Here is a 16024-nt window from a genome sequence, read left to right as displayed (position 1 = left end):
CCTCCTTTAAGAATTTAAACCCACTATGCAGTGAATCGTTCTCGATCTATTGTGGTGTTCTTTATTCGTTGACTCCTAGTTCAGAGCCCTCTAAGTTTAGGTTTAATTTATCGCTGGTGACTTCGTCATCATCATCGGCTTCTCGCATTTCGATCTCTTCCTCATCGCCGGACAGGATTTTGACATCCATCCCCAAGCTTTGAAGCTCCTTGATCAAAACTTTGAAGGATTCCGGAACACCTGGTTCTGGAACATTTTCACCTTTGACGATCGACTCGTATGTTTTCACACGGCCAACAACGTCATCTGACTTCACGGTAAGGATTTCTTGCAGTGTATAAGCCGCTCCATAAGCCTCAAGCGCCCATACTTCCATCTCACCGAAACGTTGTCCACCGAACTGCGCTTTACCACCCAGCGGCTGCTGAGTAACAAGGGAGTAAGGTCCTGTGGAACGGGCATGGATTTTATCATCAACCATGTGCGCCAATTTGATCATGTACATGACGCCAACGGTAACTTCACGCTCGAACGACTCACCCGTACGACCATCGTACAGAATCGTTTTACCGCTGCGCTGCATGCCGGCTTCTTCCATCGCATCGAACACGTCATACTCACGCGCTCCATCGAATACCGGTGTTGCAGCATGGATACCGAGGTATTTGGAAGCCATACCTAAGTGAACTTCAAGCACTTGACCGATGTTCATCCGTGAAGGAACCCCTAGTGGATTCAGAACAACTTCAACTGGCGTACCATCTGGCAGGAAAGGCATATCTTCTTCAGGAAGAATACGTGCTACTACCCCTTTGTTACCATGGCGTCCGGCCATTTTATCGCCTTCGGAAATTTTCCGTTTTTGCGCGATATAGACACGTACGAGTTGGTTAACGCCTGGAGGCAGCTCATCGCCATTCTCACGAGTAAATACTTTCACGTCTACGACAATACCATCTGTACCATGCGGTACGCGAAGGGATGTATCACGAACTTCACGAGCTTTCTCTCCGAAGATCGCATGCAGCAATCTTTCTTCCGCTGTAAGCTCCGTTACACCTTTCGGTGTTACTTTACCAACAAGGATGTCGCCTGCGCCGATTTCGGCACCGACACGGATGATTCCGCGCTCATCAAGATTCTTCAGTGCATCTTCCCCAACGTTCGGGATATCGCGTGTAATTTCTTCAGGTCCAAGCTTCGTATCACGAGCTTCGGATTCGTATTCCTCGATATGAATCGAAGTATAGACATCTTCCTTCACAAGCTTTTGGCTAAGCAAAATGGCATCCTCGTAGTTGTAACCTTCCCAAGTCATGAAAGCTACGACAACGTTACGCCCAAGCGCCAATTCCCCTTGCTCTGTCGATGGCCCATCGGCAAGAATCTCGCCAGCCTTGACCAATTGTCCTTTTTTAACAATCGGACGTTGATTGATACAAGTTCCTTGGTTGGAACGCATAAATTTGTGAAGCTTATATTTGACGATGTTGCCACTGACTAATTTGCCGTCCACCAATTCTTGGCGACGCAGCCAAATTTCGTTGGCAGCAGCTTTCTCAATAATTCCATCAAATTTGGATACAATACATACTCCTGAGTCTTTAGCGACCTTATGCTCCATACCTGTACCTACGAGAGGTGCTTTAGGAATAAGTAAAGGTACCGCTTGACGTTGCATGTTGGATCCCATGAGCGCTCTGTTGGAGTCATCATTTTCGAGGAACGGAATTAGCGCCGTTGCAACGGAAACAACTTGCTTTGGAGAAACGTCCATGTAATCGACGCGTTCAACCGGAAGCGTTAAGTTATCATCCTTGTAACGAACGATAATGGCATCTTCAACGAATCTATTTTCTTCCGTCAGTTCTGCGTTCGCTTGAGCGATAACATAGTTATCCTCTTCATCAGCAGTCAGGTATGCGATTTGATTGGTAACCAGACCTGTCTTCGGATCTACCCAACGGTAAGGAGCCTCAATGAAGCCATACTCGTTAATACGGGCAAACGTAGACAAGGAGTTGATCAAACCAATATTCGGTCCCTCAGGCGTCTCAATAGGACACATACGGCCATAGTGAGAGTGATGCACGTCACGAACTTCCATCCCTGCGCGCTCTCTCGTCAAACCGCCGGGTCCGAGTGCAGAAAGACGTCTTTTGTGCGTCAATTCAGCAAGGGGATTCGTTTGGTCCATAAACTGTGAAAGCTGGGAACTACCGAAGAACTCTTTGATCGACGCAATAACTGGTCGAATGTTAATCAAAGCCTGCGGCGTAATGACGTTCGCATCTTGAATCGACATCCGCTCACGAACAACGCGCTCCATACGGGATAGACCGATACGGAATTGGTTTTGCAGCAATTCACCTACGGAACGAAGACGACGGTTACCCAAGTGGTCAATGTCATCCGTATTCCCGATACCATGCAGCAAGTTGATAAAATAGTTAATGGATGAAATGATATCAGCAGGCGTAATGTTCTTGACTGCTTTATCAATCACACCATTGGAAATAACCTTAACGATTTTACCTTCTTCTGTTGGCGAGTATACATTGATGCATTGCATCGGAATTGTATCCGCTCCTGTTACGCCTTTAGGAATCGTGAACTCTTGGTAACCTGCTCCTTTTTCAATAAAAGGAAGGATTTCATCCAGTACACGACGGTCAAGCAATTGCCCAGCTTCTGCGATGATTTCTCCTGTTTCGGAATCCACCAATGTTTCAGCCAAACGTTGATTGAACAATCTATTTTTGATGTGAAGTTTTTTGTTGATTTTGTAGCGCCCTACATTCGCAAGATCATAACGCTTAGGATCGAAGAAACGAGCAACGATCAAGCTTCTTGCATTATCAAGCGTAGGTGGCTCACCCGGACGAAGACGCTCATAGATCTCGATTAACGCTTTTTCCGTAGAATCCGTGTTATCTTTATCGAGCGTATTGCGGATGTATTCGTTATCGCCTAGCAAATCCAAGATCTCAGCATCTGTGCCAAAACCTAATGAACGAAGCAAGACAGTAACTGGAATTTTACGTGTGCGATCGATCCGAACATAGATGATATCTTTGGCATCAGTCTCAAGTTCTAACCAAGCTCCACGGTTCGGAATAACGGTTGCGGTGTAAGTTTTTTTGCCGTTTTTATCCACTTTCGTGCTATAATAAACACTGGGTGAACGAACGAGCTGGGAGACGATTACACGCTCCGCACCGTTAATAATGAACGTTCCCGTGTCAGTCATGATAGGGAAATCCCCCATGAACACTTCTTGTTCTTTGACCTCACCGGTTTCCTTATTAATCAAACGGACTTTGACTCTTAACGGCGCCGCATAGGTTACGTCGCGTTCTTTGGATTCATCAACTGAATACTTAGGATCACCCAAGCTATAGTCAATAAACTCCAGTACTAGGTTACCTGTAAAATCCTGAATCGGAGAGATATCCTGAAACATCTCACGTAGTCCCTCTTCCAAAAACCACTCATACGATTTTTGCTGGATTTCAATCAGGTTTGGAATGCCCAGCACCTCATTAATTCGTGCATAAGTCCTGCGTTTACGTCGTCCAAATTGAACAAGATGTCCCGCCAACTTTCATTCACCCCTCAACTCTACTCAATAAATAAAAAGAAAGAAGAAAAACTTCGACCGACGTACACTCAGGACGCCTCCGTTAGTGGAGCCCGTCCGAATAAGCGACTGTATGGATGAAGGTTTTTCTCTGTAATCACTGAAACTTTTCCAAATATTTCTTCTCATCCTGTTAGAGTTTCCTAAAATTCAAACATTATACGTTATACGTTCAAATTTTATTCATCTCGGACGAAAAAAAGTACTTGACATTTTTGTTAACTAAAGACATGTGTCCCATCTTAATACTGACATTTTTTAATAATACCACATGTAAAAAGTCAAGTCAAACAAATTCCCACGATTGTGTGATAAGACTTTCAGCCTGTTGCCCTCGGTAGCCTACTTTGTTGCTTTGAGAATTTTATAGCCCTTATCCTTGGACACCTCAACAACCTCACGATAGAGAGATTCCAGCTTTTTCATTGCTGAAGGAGCACCTTGTTTCTTCTGAATAACAACCCAGATAGATCCACCCTCCACCAAGCAATCATAAGCATCTGTAAAAATGCGATGAACCACTTCTTTACCGGCGCGAATCGGAGGGTTGGTCAGCACAGCATCGAAACGCTGTTCCTTCACTTGTTCCAACAGATCGCTTTGCAGAATGCTCACATTGGCAATGCCATTGCGCTTGGCATTATCCAAGGAAAGTTCAATCGCTCTTTCATTGATGTCGACCATAGTCACATGTCCCTTCGGACACATCACAGCCGCGCTAAGCCCAATAGGTCCATAGCCGCAGCCAACATCCAGAACTTTGTCGTCTTCTTTCAGCTGCATCGTTTCAATTAAGTGCTTACTCCCATAATCGACACCTTTTTTCGAAAAGACACCCGCATCCGTCAGAAACGTATACGTCTTACCTCGCAGCTCTTCTTGCATGGTGTGAACATCACGTTTAACGGTGGGCCGCTCTGTATAATAGTGCTCTGACACGATAAGCTTCCCTCCTTCTTTTTTACCTATAGGAAAATCAAATAACAGAGCGCGTTCCTAAGGCTTTCCTAAGGGTAAAAACTTAGGTTGAAAAAAACCCCTTGAAGACTAGCTTCAAGAGGTTTTTAAGAAAAAGAAATTACTTCACTTCTACGGAAGCGCCAGCTTCTGTAAGCTTAGCTTTAACAGCGTCTGCTTCTTCTTGGCTAACTTTTTCTTTAACTGCTTTTGGAGCTCCGTCAACAAGGTCTTTCGCTTCTTTCAGGCCAAGACCTGTGATTTCGCGAACTACTTTGATTACGTTGATTTTGGAAGCGCCAGCGCTTGTCAAGATAACGTCAAACTCAGTTTGAGCTTCTTCAACTGCTACTGCTGCGCCACCGCCAGCTGCTACTGGAGCTGCTGCTGTTACGCCAAACTCTTCTTCGATTGCTTTAACCAGGTCGTTCAATTCCAAGATTGTCATGCCTTTGATTGCTTCTAGGATCGTTGCATTTGTGCTCATGGTTAAACCTCCATTATCATTTCATATATTTTGTGGTTGTTGTTGTAAAACAAAATTAAGCTTGACCTTCAGCTTCTTTTTTCTCAGCAACTGCTTTAACAGCAAGTGCAAAGTTACGAACTGGAGCTTGAAGAACGCTAAGCAACATGGAGAGAAGACCATCTCTGGATGGAAGTTCTGCAAGTGCTTTGATTTGATCGTATCCAACTACGCGGCCTTCGACCACGCCACCTTTTACGCTCAATTGATCATTCTTTTTCGCAAATTCAGTCAAGATTTTCGCTGGAGCAACTAGATCGTCTTTGCTGAAAGCAATAGCAGTTGGACCTGTTAGGTATTCATCCAATGCGCTTAGCTCAGCATTTGCCGATGCGCGTCTAGCCAACGAGTTCTTGAGAACTACGAATTCAATACCAGCTTCGCGCAAGGTTTTACGCAGCTGTGTTACTTGAGCTACGTTTAAACCGCGGTAGTCTGCGATGATTGTAGAAGCACTAGCTTTAAACTTCTCAGTTACTTCAGCTACTGCTAGTTCTTTCTCTGCAAGAATTTTCGCGTTTGCCATAGTACACCTCACTTCTTTATACATTTATCTTTCAAGATCGCAAACAGTAGGAGCATCAGCATTCCTTATCAAATAAGAAATGCCTTCGTAGACGCTACGAAGGCATGATGTGTTCACTTTTTCCCTGATGTACAAAGAAATCGTTATATATATCATAACACCTCGGTAGGAAATTAAGCCTTGCGGCACCTACTGTCTACGGTTTGCATATTCATTTTTGGGACCTTTGATAGAGTATCACGCCCAGCAACCTAAGTCAACTGGAAGCTTCTACTTATCTGAAGGTTGACAGGTTCACACGTACGCTTGGGCCCATAGTCGAAGATACAGCAATGTTCTTCAGGTAAACACCTTTAGCCGCTGCTGGTTTCGCTCTAACAAGCGCATCAACCAATGCTTTGAAGTTTTCGTTCAACTTGTCTGCATCGAAAGATACTTTACCAAGTGGAGCATGAATTTGTCCTGCTTTGTCAAGACGGTATTCGATTTTACCAGCTTTGATCTCCTGAACAGCTTTGGTAACGTCGAAAGTAACTGTTCCTGCTTTAGGGTTTGGCATTAAACCTTTACCCCCGAGGATACGACCCAGTTTACCAACTTCGCTCATCATGTCTGGAGTAGCTACGCAAACGTCAAATTCGAACCAACCTTGTTGAATTTTGTTGATCATGTCAGCATCACCAACAAAATCTGCACCAGCTGCTTCAGCCTCTTTCGCTTTGTCGCCTTTAGCAAAAACGAGTACGCGTTTCGTTTTACCAGTACCGTGTGGAAGTACGACAACACCACGAACAGCCTGATCTTGTTTTCTTGGGTCAACACCCAGACGAACTGCAACATCTACAGTTTCATCGAATTTAGCAGGAGCTGTTTTCTTAACAAGCTCGATTGCTTCTGACGGATCATACAAGGCTTCAGCGTTTACAAGCTGAGATACCTCGCGGTATTTTTTACCGTGTTTAGGCATAATGATAATCCTCCTTAGTGGTATTAGCGGATAATCCTCCCACCGAGCGGCTGAAGAGTTCCCTCAAAGAAAACTCACTTCGCAAGCAGATGCTTAGCGGTTAACCGCATTCCTTGCGGAATTAATCTTCGATAGTGATTCCCATGCTGCGAGCAGTACCTTCGACCATACGCATTGCAGCCTCAACGGATGCAGCATTCAAGTCAGGCATTTTTTGTTCAGCGATTTCGCGAACTTTTGCACGTTTCACAGTTGCAACTTTCTTTTTGTTTGGTTCACCGGATCCTTTTTCGATACCAGCAACGACGCGAAGAAGAACTGCAGCCGGAGGCGTTTTAGTGATGAATGTAAAGGAGCGATCCTCGAATACTGTGATTTCAACCGGAATGATAAGACCAACTTGATCAGCAGTACGAGCATTAAACTCTTTACAGAAAGCCATAATGTTCACACCTGCTTGACCCAATGCTGGACCGATCGGTGGTGCTGGATTTGCTTTCGCAGCTTGAACTTGAAGCTTCACGATTTTAATAACCTTTTTTGCCATGATAGACACCTCCTTGCTTTTAATATGGAATCTCGTGCGATCCCACTAACGAAGGTCTATCCCGAGGAATAGACCTGGCAGAAACCCTTGGTTGTCTTGTTTTATAGCTTTTCCACTTGGTCGAAATCGAGCTCAAGCGGGGTTTCTCTACCAAACATGTTGACATGCACCTTAAGTTTACCCTTGTCAGCCACAATTTCTTCAACAGATCCAACAAAGTTTGCGAAAGGTCCCACTTTGACGCGAACGGTTTCTTTGAGTTCGAAGTCGATAATCTCCTTCGGCTCTTCCATCCCCATATGCTTCAAAATAGATTCAACTTCCTCAGGTAATAATGCAGTCGGTTTAGAGCCGGATCCTGTAGAACCTACGAATCCAGTCACTCCTGGCGTATTACGCACTACGTACCAAGAGTCATCCGTTTGAATCATTTCGACGAGGACATACCCTGGATAAACTTTACGCATGACGACTTTTTTCTTGCCGTCTTTGTTTACCAGTTCTTCTTCCATAGGCACAAGCACACGGAAGATCTTGTCCGTCATTTCCATAGATTCTACACGTTTCTCTAGGTTGGCTTTCACTTTGTTCTCATACCCTGAATAGGTATGTACGACGTACCATCTTTTTTCCATGAATAAATTCACCTATAGTCCTGTTTATTTAAAAACAAGGCGCAGCAACTCAGAAATGCCTAGATCAAGCACAAAAAAATAAATAGCAACAAAAGCTACGGTACCAATAACGACAAGCGTATAGGTAGTCATCTCTTTGCGACTTGGCCACTTGACCTTTTTGAGTTCTGTCCAACTGTCGGTGAAGAAGGAAAAAGTGGATCCGAAGCTTTGTCTCATTCTAGCCAAGAACGCCACAAACTACACCTCCAAAGAACTACCTAGTCTCGCGATGAGCAGTATGTTCATTGCAAAATTTGCAATATTTCTTCAACTCAATACGGTCGGGATTGTTGCGCTTATTTTTAGTGGATGCATAGTTTCTTTGTTTGCAATTTGTGCACGCTAATGTGATGATGACCCGCATGATGTACACCTCCTACAGACACGTTCTAATTAAAGCCCTTCGAAGCGCGTCAAAAAGAAAGCGACTTTTAGGGCTACCTGAAATACTTTATCACAATCCGTGATAGAGTGTCAAGGCACAAGTCTCACAAAAGCGAGAGTATCAACAGTATAGACCCTCCAGTGAATTGTTAAACATGCGCACAAAGAAAAATACCCGCGCTGCATTAGCAGTACGGGCACTTTCTATAAGTCTCTGACTTCCAAATATCGTTCTAGCTTGCGTTTGACGCGTTGGAGAGCATTATCAATGGACTTCACATGTCGATCGAGATCGACAGCGATCTCTTGGTAGGATCTACCATCGAGATAGAGCATAAGTACTCTACGCTCCAAGTCACTTAATATTTCTCCCATTTTATCTTCAAGGCCCGTAAACTCTTCTTGATTAATCACGAGCTCCTCGGGATCTGTGACCCGAGAACCACTAATGACATCAAGTAAGGTACGATCAGAATCTTCATCATAGATAGGCTTGTCCAGTGACACGTAGGAATTAAGAGGAATGTGCTTCTGACGCGTTGCTGTCTTAATGGCCGTGATGATCTGTCGTGTGATGCACAGTTCAGCAAAGGCTTTGAATGAAGCAAGCTTGTCTCCTCGGAAGTCGCGAATAGATTTATATAAACCTATCATGCCTTCCTGCACAATGTCTTCTCGGTCTGCACCTATCAAAAAATAAGAACGTGCTTTGGCACGTACGAAATTCTTATATTTATTGATAAGGTATTCCAACGCTTCGCTACTGCCTTCACGGACTGCTTCGACGATGTCTTCATCTGGCTTGAGGTCATAATCATACATTCTCAGTTCTTTGAGGTCGACACTCACCAACAATCCCTCCGGCCTGCAGGACTACCCAGATTCACTATAAAAGTTTAGGTTAAGTATACATGATGAAATCTCACACCGTCAACGGGGAACCGCACCATTTCTAGCATTTGGAGGATTTCACTCTCCTCTGCGCCAACGCTCGAATTGCGCCTTGACTTCGCTGCTCAGCTTTCCTTCAAACGGATTCCGCTTCAAGGACGTCTCTGGATGAATGCGCTCACGGACCTCTTTGCGATTTTGCTTGATTTTGACCAGCAGTTCGCCAGCTGGCAATCGCAGAGCTCCTTTGCCGAATATAACATGCTGTTCAATCATATCCGAGGTCGCCACATAGATTTGTTTACGGCGGCCCATCAGATTCGTGACCAAGCGTTCTATCCGTTCATCCGCCGTTTCCTTCTCTTTGGTATAGAGAACGATCAGCTTGCTCTGCACGTACTTCTTCCCTAGTCCAGGTACCATATACGCGTCAAAAACAAGATAGACCTTCATACCTGAGTAAGACTGATACTCAGCCAGCATATGAATCAGCTTATCGCGCGCGCCTTCCAGATCCGTATCTTTGAGTTTGCTCAGTTCAGGCCAAGCTCCGATGATATTGTAGCCATCTACAATCAGAAACTCTTCCATAGCATTTAGCTCTGTTTGCGCTGTCTAACTACTTCATACATCAATACACCCGCGGCAACAGAAGCATTCAAAGAATTCACATGTCCCGCCATTGGCAGCTTAACCAGGAAGTCACATTTCTCTTTAATTAATCGACCGACACCCTTGCCTTCATTGCCTATGACAAGCGCAATCGGCATATTAAAATTCGCTTTATACACATCCTGAGCAGCGGATACGTCCGTTCCAGCTACCCAAACTCCCTGCTCTTTCAACTTCTCGATGGTCTGCGCAATGTTCGTCACACGGGCTACAGGTACATATTCAACGGCACCCGCCGATGTTTTGGAAACGGTCGCGGTGAGTCCCACCGAACGCCTTTTGGGGATAATCACCCCATGAACCCCTGTGCAGTCAGCCGTACGTAAAATGGAACCTAGATTATGCGGATCTTCAATCTCATCCAAAATCAAGATAAAAGGCTCTTGCCCTAGTTCTTTCGCTTTGGCTACAATATCCTCCACTTCCACATAGGCGTATGCAGCTACTTGCGCTACGACACCTTGGTGCTGCAGCCCTTCCGCCATCTGGTCAAGCTTCCGCTTGTCCGTAAACTGGACCAGGATTCCCAAATTTTTGGCTTCTGCCACGATGGGACCTGCGAACTGCTTCTGCGCACTCTCCGCAATCCATATTTTATTAATCGTGCGGCCGGCACGAATAGCTTCCAATACGGAGTGCTTACCGCCAATATATTCTTGATCTTCTTCCATACATGTTCCTCCTAGGCATTTACCTTTATCCAAAATACTGCTATATCACCGTTATGTTTGTTTCTTGTAAGTTAACGCGAAGTCCATAATTTCTTTCAATCGTTCAAATGACTGCTTGTAGTATAAATATCCGATTAAGCACTCAAACGCGGTACTGTGCCGGTATTCCAGCACCTCCGCGTTCTTGGCTGTTGTTCCCGATTTGGCATTCCGCCCCCGCTTCACCATATCCACTTCCTCTTCCGTGAGCATCGGCATCAAAGCTTCAAGCAGCTTGGATTGCGCCTTCGCAGACACATAGCCTGTTGATGCTTTGTGCAAGTGGTTAGGCCGATGATTAAGCCCAGATATGACATATTGCCGAATATAGACCTCATATACCGCATCCCCAATATAGGCTAAGACTAGCGGATTGAGCAAATGCGGGCTTTTGGATGGCGGGAAAATAAAAAGATTCGCATGGTCCGTTACGGTATCGGTCATTTGCGGCGCCACCGAATTCCCTGTGGTGTATCCTCCAAGTATATCCCTTTCTCCGTTAGCAGGTCGCGGATTTCATCAGCACGAGCCCAATTCTTGGACTTGCGAGCTTCCGTCCGATCTATAATAAGTTGTTCGATTTCTTCATCCAGCAGTTCATCTGCTAGCTGCGAAAGAATGCCTAATGTCTGATCGAAAGCTTGCAATTGATTTATGAAAAGCTGCAAAACAGCCGCGTGTACCCGCTCCTGCTGTAAATATAAATTAGCTTCAGCGACCAACTCGAATACAGCCGTAATCGCATCCGGTGTATTGAAATCGTCATTCATTTTATCCACAAATTGTGCAACAATCGCTGCTACACGATCCGTCAATTGTGGATCCACTTCACTGGAATCTGACGCTGTAGCCAACCGATGTTTCAAATTATCGTAGGCATTCTGAATCCGTTCCAGAGCATTCGCAGCCTGCTTCAGACTTTCATCACTGAAATTCAGTGGGTTGCGATAATGAGCAGACAGCATGAAGAAACGGAACACTTCCGGCTTAATTTGCTTCACTAAATCACGAATTAAAATACCGTTGCCAAGCGATTTGGACATTTTCTCATTGTCGATGTTCAAGAAAGCATTGTGCATCCAGTAATTCGCCATCGGCTGGCCCGTTACCGCTTCTGTCTGGGCAATCTCGCACTCATGATGAGGGAATGTCAAATCATGCCCACCTCCATGGATATCGATCGTTTCACCCAGATATTTGCGAACCATCGCCGAGCATTCGATATGCCAGCCTGGACGGCCTTGCCCCCAAGGGCTATCCCAGTAAATCTCGCCTGGCTTCGCGGCTTTCCACAGGACAAAATCCTGCGGACTTTCTTTGCGGTCATCCACCTCAATCCGAATGCCGTATTGGAGTTCATCCAGATTTTGATTCGACAGCTTGCCGTAGTCAGCGAATTTGCTAGTGCGATAGTAGACATCGCCGCGAGCTTCATACGCATAGTCTTTCTCCACGAGAACAGCTATGAAATCAACGATTTCCTGAATGTTCTCCGTAACCCGCGGATTCATGCTGGCTTCGTGAACTCCAATCGCAGCGATATCCTCAAGAAAAGCATGGATGAACGTTTCTGCCAGCTCTGGAACTGTAACCGCCAGTTCCTCGGCTTTGCGAATCATTTTATCATCCACATCGGTAAAGTTCGTAATGTAGTTCACTTCATACTGCTGCGACTCCAGATAGCGGCGTACGACATCAAAAAAGATAACCGGACGACCATTCCCGATATGAATATAGTTATAGACGGTAGGACCGCAAACGTACATTTTTACTTTGCCTGGCTCTATGGGAATGAATTCTTCTTTCTTGCGTGTTAATGTATTATACACTTTGAGCGTCATGTTCTCTCGCTTCTCCATTCTTTGACCGTTCTTGTTCAAGCTGTTTCTTGAGATCATTAATTTGCTGCTGCAATTCCTGAAATATATCAATAATCGGATCCGGCAAACTGCCGTGATCCAAACGATTCACGCGAACACCATCCCGCTTAACAAGCTTAGCCGGCATCGTGACGACAGTGCTGTTGGGTGGAACCTCCTGAATGACGACCGCATTAGATCCAATGCGTGAATTCTCGCCTACAAGAAAAGATCCAAGAATTTTGGCCCCTGAGCCTACCACTACATTATTGCCAATTGTTGGGTGTCTCTTCCCTTTTTCTTTTCCTGTGCCACCAAGAGTAACACCTTGGTAGAGAATTACATCGTCACCGATTTCACAGGTTTCTCCAATCACGACCCCCATGCCATGATCAATGAACAGTCTGCGGCCGATCGTCGCTCCAGGGTGAATCTCAATACCCGTCATGAAGCGACTACACTGCGAAATCACCCGAGCAATGGTATACATCTTCCGTTTGTAGAACCAGTGGCCCACTCGATGCGCCCAAATCGCATGAAGCCCAGAATACGTAAACACAACTTCAAACCAGCTGCGTGCAGCCGGGTCGTTGTCGAATACGGCAGAAATATCAGATTTGACGGATGTCCACATGCTCTCACCTTCTCGCTTCTCAGTAGAAAAATATGCAAAAAAGCCCCCGCAGCCATATGGCTGCAGAGGCGTAGTTATCGCGGTTCCACTCTGCTTGGTGACTCGGAAGTCTCCCAACTTAGGTTCCCGTAACGTGGGTACTCCGGCTGCGCCTACTTTACTCGGGCGAGTATTCGGCGCGGCAGCTCCCAGGTGCATTTCCGGTTACAGGGATTGGATAACTCACAGCCGAAGCCGTTAGGCCTCGATTATCCTCTCTGATGAATCCCATAATAAACGTACTCTCCTGATCATCGCACTGTGTATTGAGTTAAGTATAGCGAAAAGAAACTCGCTTTACAATAAGTTCCTAAGCCGGGAAGCGACTTTTTCTTTACCAAGCAGATAAAGAGATACATTCAGGTCTGGGCCATGGACTTGTCCCGTTAAGGCCGAACGAATGGACATGAACAGTTGTTTGCCCTTAAAGCCAGTATCCTTCTGTACCTGTTTCAACAAAGCAGGAATCGCCTCTACGGTGAAGGCTTCCGCTTGCTCAACTTGGGTTAGGAAGCTAGCCAGCACAACCGGAACATGCTCTTCTTTGAGAACAGCAGCCGCTTCTTCGTCGATGACGAGCTCATCTTTGAAGAAGATGCTCGATAGTTCGACGATCTCCGCCGCGTAGCGCATCCTGTCTTGATTAAGGCCTACGAGTGCCGTAATCCAGTCCTGCGCCGCTTCATCCAGATCACCTTGGATATAGCCTGCTTTTTGCAAATGAGGCACGCTAAGCTCAACAACGCGCGTGAGCGGAGCCTTTTTCAAATAAGCATTGTTCATCCAATTCAATTTATCCATATCAAACACAGCCGGACTCTTGGATACGCGATCCAGGTCAAACTGAGCAATCAATTCTTCCTTCGTGAAGATTTCTTCTTCGCCGCCCGGAGACCAGCCAAGCAGCGCGATGAAATTAACGACCGCCTCCGGCAGGTAACCAAGTTCTCTGTATTGCTCAATAAACTGGATGATGGACTCATCCCGTTTGCTCATTTTTTTGCGATCGGGATTCAGAATCAATGCCAAATGAGCAAAATCAGGGATAGGAAGCCCCAGAGCTTCATACATCAAGATTTGTCTCGGCGTATTGGACAGATGCTCTTCACCGCGAATAACCAAATTGATTTTCATCAAATGGTCGTCGACGATGACCGCGAAGTTATACGTCGGAATGCCGTCTGTGCGCGCAATAATGAAATCACCGATACCATTGGATTCAAATTCAACATGCTCCCGCACTTTGTCCTCGATTTCAATCATACGGTCTGCTGGCACACGGAAACGGGTAGACGGCTTGCGTCCTTCCGCTTGGTGAGCAGCAACCTGCTCTGGCGTTAAGTGACGGCACTTTCCGGAGTAGCCGCCCATCTCGCCGCTGGCTTCTTGCTCAGCCCGCTCCTGCTCCAAATCTGCTTCTGAACAATAGCAGTGGTAAGCATGCCCGTTCTGCAGCAGTTGATCCAGATAGGTTTGATAGATATCCAATCGCTCCATCTGGCGGTAGGGACCATAAGGTCCTCCGATATCAACGCTCTCATCCCACTCCAAGCCAAGCCATCTGAGACCATTCAATTGATCCTCGATGCCTGATTCCTTATGGCGGGTTTGATCCGTATCTTCGAAGCGGACAACAAAGGCTCCGCCATGACGACGCGCCAATAAATAATCAAACAGTGCCGTACGAGCACCGCCAATATGTAAATGTCCAGTCGGACTTGGTGCATAACGCACACGTAAAGGTTGATTCATGACTGTATCTCCTCTTATCCCCAATAATACCTGCTATTCTAGCACATCTCGAATTAAACAAACAACCGATTGCGCAGCAATGCCTTCCCCGCGGCCCGTGAAACCGAGCTGTTCCGTCGTTGTCGCTTTCACATTCACTTGTTCCGGCGTTGTCTCCAGCGCTGCGGCAATAATCTCTACCATTTGCGGAATGTATGGCAGCATCTTCGGCTTCTGGGCAATGATCGTGGAATCAGTATTTCCCAACCGGTATCCTCGATCTTTGGCCATCTGCCAAATTTCTTTCAGCAGCACCAGGCTGTCCGCGTCCTTAAACTCAGCTGAGGTATCCGGGAAATGTTTCCCGATATCGCCCAGCCCCAATGCGCCAAGAATCGCATCGCTAATGGCATGAAGCAGCACGTCGGCATCTGAATGGCCCAGCAGTCCTTTTTCGTAAGGAATCGTTACGCCTCCAATAATGCACTTGCGGCCTTCCACCAATTGATGAACATCAAATCCTTGTCCTACGCGAATCATAGCTGTCCCTCTCCCCTAACATTGTTTAAAATCCATTCTGCCCATGGCAGATCTTCCGGTGTTGTGATCTTGATATTGTAGTAATCTCCTTCGACCACATGCACCGTTGTCCCGATTCGTTCGACCAGCATAGCGTCATCTGTCCCTATGAAGTTCTCTTGAAGAGCGCGTTCATGCGCTTCCTGCAGAACGGAAAGCCGAAAAGCTTGCGGCGTTTGGATCGCCCACAAGCTTCGTCTATCGGGTGTAGATTGAATTCGCTTTTCCGTATCTACCACTTTGATTGTATCTTTTACAGGTACGGCCAGAACGGCTGCATCTTGTTCTTGTGCCTTTCTCAGACAATCGAACACATGTTCTTTTTTGGCGAATGGCCGAACACCATCATGAACGAGCACCCAATCGGTCCCCTGCTGTAAGGAGTCCAGCCCCCGTCTAACAGAATCTTGGCGCTCAGCGCCTCCTGCTAGCACATGAGTCGTCTTAGACAGCCCATAGTCCTGTACATAGCTTCTACAGCGATCTATGTCGTGCTCCCCAACCACCAGAATGATTTCATGCACTTCCTGTATGTTTTGAAATAATTGCAAGGTATGTACCAGAATTGGCTTCTGTCCCAGTTGTAAGTATTGCTTACTTTCAGCCGTTCCCATGCGCGAGCCCTTGCCCGCTGCCACGATGATAACCCCTAGCTTCCCCATAAGTCCTCCAACTACTCGCTTTC

At 46.1% G+C, this 16024-nt stretch carries 18 protein-coding genes and 1 other annotated feature; all 18 genes read right to left on the bottom strand.

Features of this window, described 5'->3' with window-relative positions; all coding sequences use genetic code 11:
- Positions 1-61: 61 nt before the first annotated feature.
- Positions 62-3601 (bottom strand): DNA-directed RNA polymerase subunit beta, encoded by a 3540-nt coding sequence (gene rpoB / locus IEY34_RS28595; RefSeq protein WP_189018532.1) that lies wholly within the window; start codon positions 3599-3601, stop codon positions 62-64.
- Positions 3602-3982: 381 nt separating this feature from the next.
- Positions 3983-4579 (bottom strand): class I SAM-dependent methyltransferase, encoded by a 597-nt coding sequence (locus IEY34_RS28590; protein ID WP_189018530.1) that lies wholly within the window; start codon positions 4577-4579, stop codon positions 3983-3985.
- Positions 4580-4718: 139 nt separating this feature from the next.
- Complete coding sequence (rplL, locus tag IEY34_RS28585) at positions 4719-5084, bottom strand: 50S ribosomal protein L7/L12 (RefSeq protein ID WP_057313458.1); 366 nt, start codon at positions 5082-5084, stop codon at positions 4719-4721.
- Between the two features lie 55 nt (positions 5085-5139).
- A complete protein-coding gene (gene rplJ / locus IEY34_RS28580) occupies positions 5140-5649 on the bottom strand; it encodes a 50S ribosomal protein L10 (protein ID WP_189018528.1) in 510 nt (169 codons plus the stop codon).
- A 65-nt stretch (positions 5650-5714) separates the two neighbouring features.
- Positions 5715-5869, bottom strand: a sequence feature (ribosomal protein L10 leader region).
- A 54-nt stretch (positions 5870-5923) separates the two neighbouring features.
- Positions 5924-6616: a 50S ribosomal protein L1 gene (gene rplA / locus IEY34_RS28575; RefSeq protein ID WP_189018527.1), complete on the bottom strand. Its 693-nt coding sequence runs from the start codon at positions 6614-6616 to the stop codon at positions 5924-5926.
- Positions 6617-6737: 121 nt separating this feature from the next.
- Positions 6738-7163 (bottom strand): 50S ribosomal protein L11, encoded by a 426-nt coding sequence (gene rplK, locus IEY34_RS28570; protein WP_029196472.1) that lies wholly within the window; start codon positions 7161-7163, stop codon positions 6738-6740.
- A 101-nt stretch (positions 7164-7264) separates the two neighbouring features.
- Positions 7265-7798 (bottom strand): transcription termination/antitermination protein NusG, encoded by a 534-nt coding sequence (nusG, locus tag IEY34_RS28565; protein ID WP_079418039.1) that lies wholly within the window; start codon positions 7796-7798, stop codon positions 7265-7267.
- A gap of 24 nt (positions 7799-7822) precedes the next feature.
- Complete coding sequence (gene secE / locus IEY34_RS28560) at positions 7823-8035, bottom strand: preprotein translocase subunit SecE (RefSeq protein WP_028557510.1); 213 nt, start codon at positions 8033-8035, stop codon at positions 7823-7825.
- Positions 8036-8054: 19 nt separating this feature from the next.
- Positions 8055-8204, bottom strand: a complete 150-nt coding sequence (rpmG, locus tag IEY34_RS28555; RefSeq protein ID WP_079418041.1) for a 50S ribosomal protein L33 — start codon at positions 8202-8204, stop codon at positions 8055-8057.
- A 224-nt stretch (positions 8205-8428) separates the two neighbouring features.
- The gene (gene sigH / locus IEY34_RS28550; RefSeq protein ID WP_028557511.1) at positions 8429-9073 is read right to left on the bottom strand and encodes an RNA polymerase sporulation sigma factor SigH; all 645 of its coding nucleotides are present in this window, start codon (positions 9071-9073) and stop codon (positions 8429-8431) included.
- 120 nt (positions 9074-9193) lie between these two features.
- Positions 9194-9706: an NYN domain-containing protein gene (locus tag IEY34_RS28545; protein ID WP_189018525.1), complete on the bottom strand. Its 513-nt coding sequence runs from the start codon at positions 9704-9706 to the stop codon at positions 9194-9196.
- A gap of 5 nt (positions 9707-9711) precedes the next feature.
- Positions 9712-10458 (bottom strand): 23S rRNA (guanosine(2251)-2'-O)-methyltransferase RlmB, encoded by a 747-nt coding sequence (rlmB, locus tag IEY34_RS28540; RefSeq protein ID WP_189018523.1) that lies wholly within the window; start codon positions 10456-10458, stop codon positions 9712-9714.
- Between the two features lie 51 nt (positions 10459-10509).
- The gene (locus tag IEY34_RS28535; protein ID WP_189018521.1) at positions 10510-10941 is read right to left on the bottom strand and encodes a Mini-ribonuclease 3; all 432 of its coding nucleotides are present in this window, start codon (positions 10939-10941) and stop codon (positions 10510-10512) included.
- Positions 10938-12338, bottom strand: coding sequence for a cysteine--tRNA ligase (gene cysS / locus IEY34_RS28530; protein ID WP_189018519.1), 1401 nt, complete (start codon positions 12336-12338; stop codon positions 10938-10940). The genes IEY34_RS28535 and cysS overlap by 4 nt, the downstream gene beginning before the upstream one ends.
- Positions 12319-12990 (bottom strand): serine O-acetyltransferase, encoded by a 672-nt coding sequence (gene cysE / locus IEY34_RS28525; RefSeq protein ID WP_189018517.1) that lies wholly within the window; start codon positions 12988-12990, stop codon positions 12319-12321. The genes cysS and cysE overlap by 20 nt, the downstream gene beginning before the upstream one ends.
- A gap of 336 nt (positions 12991-13326) precedes the next feature.
- Positions 13327-14781, bottom strand: coding sequence for a glutamate--tRNA ligase (gene gltX, locus IEY34_RS28520; protein ID WP_189018515.1), 1455 nt, complete (start codon positions 14779-14781; stop codon positions 13327-13329).
- A gap of 33 nt (positions 14782-14814) precedes the next feature.
- Positions 14815-15300 carry a 2-C-methyl-D-erythritol 2,4-cyclodiphosphate synthase gene (gene ispF / locus IEY34_RS28515; RefSeq protein WP_189018513.1) on the bottom strand — a complete coding sequence of 162 codons (486 nt, stop codon included), beginning with the start codon at positions 15298-15300 and terminating at the stop codon, positions 14815-14817.
- Positions 15297-16001 (bottom strand): 2-C-methyl-D-erythritol 4-phosphate cytidylyltransferase, encoded by a 705-nt coding sequence (gene ispD / locus IEY34_RS28510; RefSeq protein WP_189018511.1) that lies wholly within the window; start codon positions 15999-16001, stop codon positions 15297-15299. The genes ispF and ispD overlap by 4 nt, the downstream gene beginning before the upstream one ends.
- Positions 16002-16024 lie beyond the last annotated feature (23 nt).

Origin of the sequence: Paenibacillus marchantiophytorum, assembly GCF_014640555.1 — a bacterium.
GTDB lineage: Bacteria > Bacillota > Bacilli > Paenibacillales > NBRC-103111 > Paenibacillus_E > Paenibacillus_E marchantiophytorum.
Note: the sequence above shows the minus strand (reverse complement) of the source record. Positions and strands in the feature narration are given on the sequence as shown.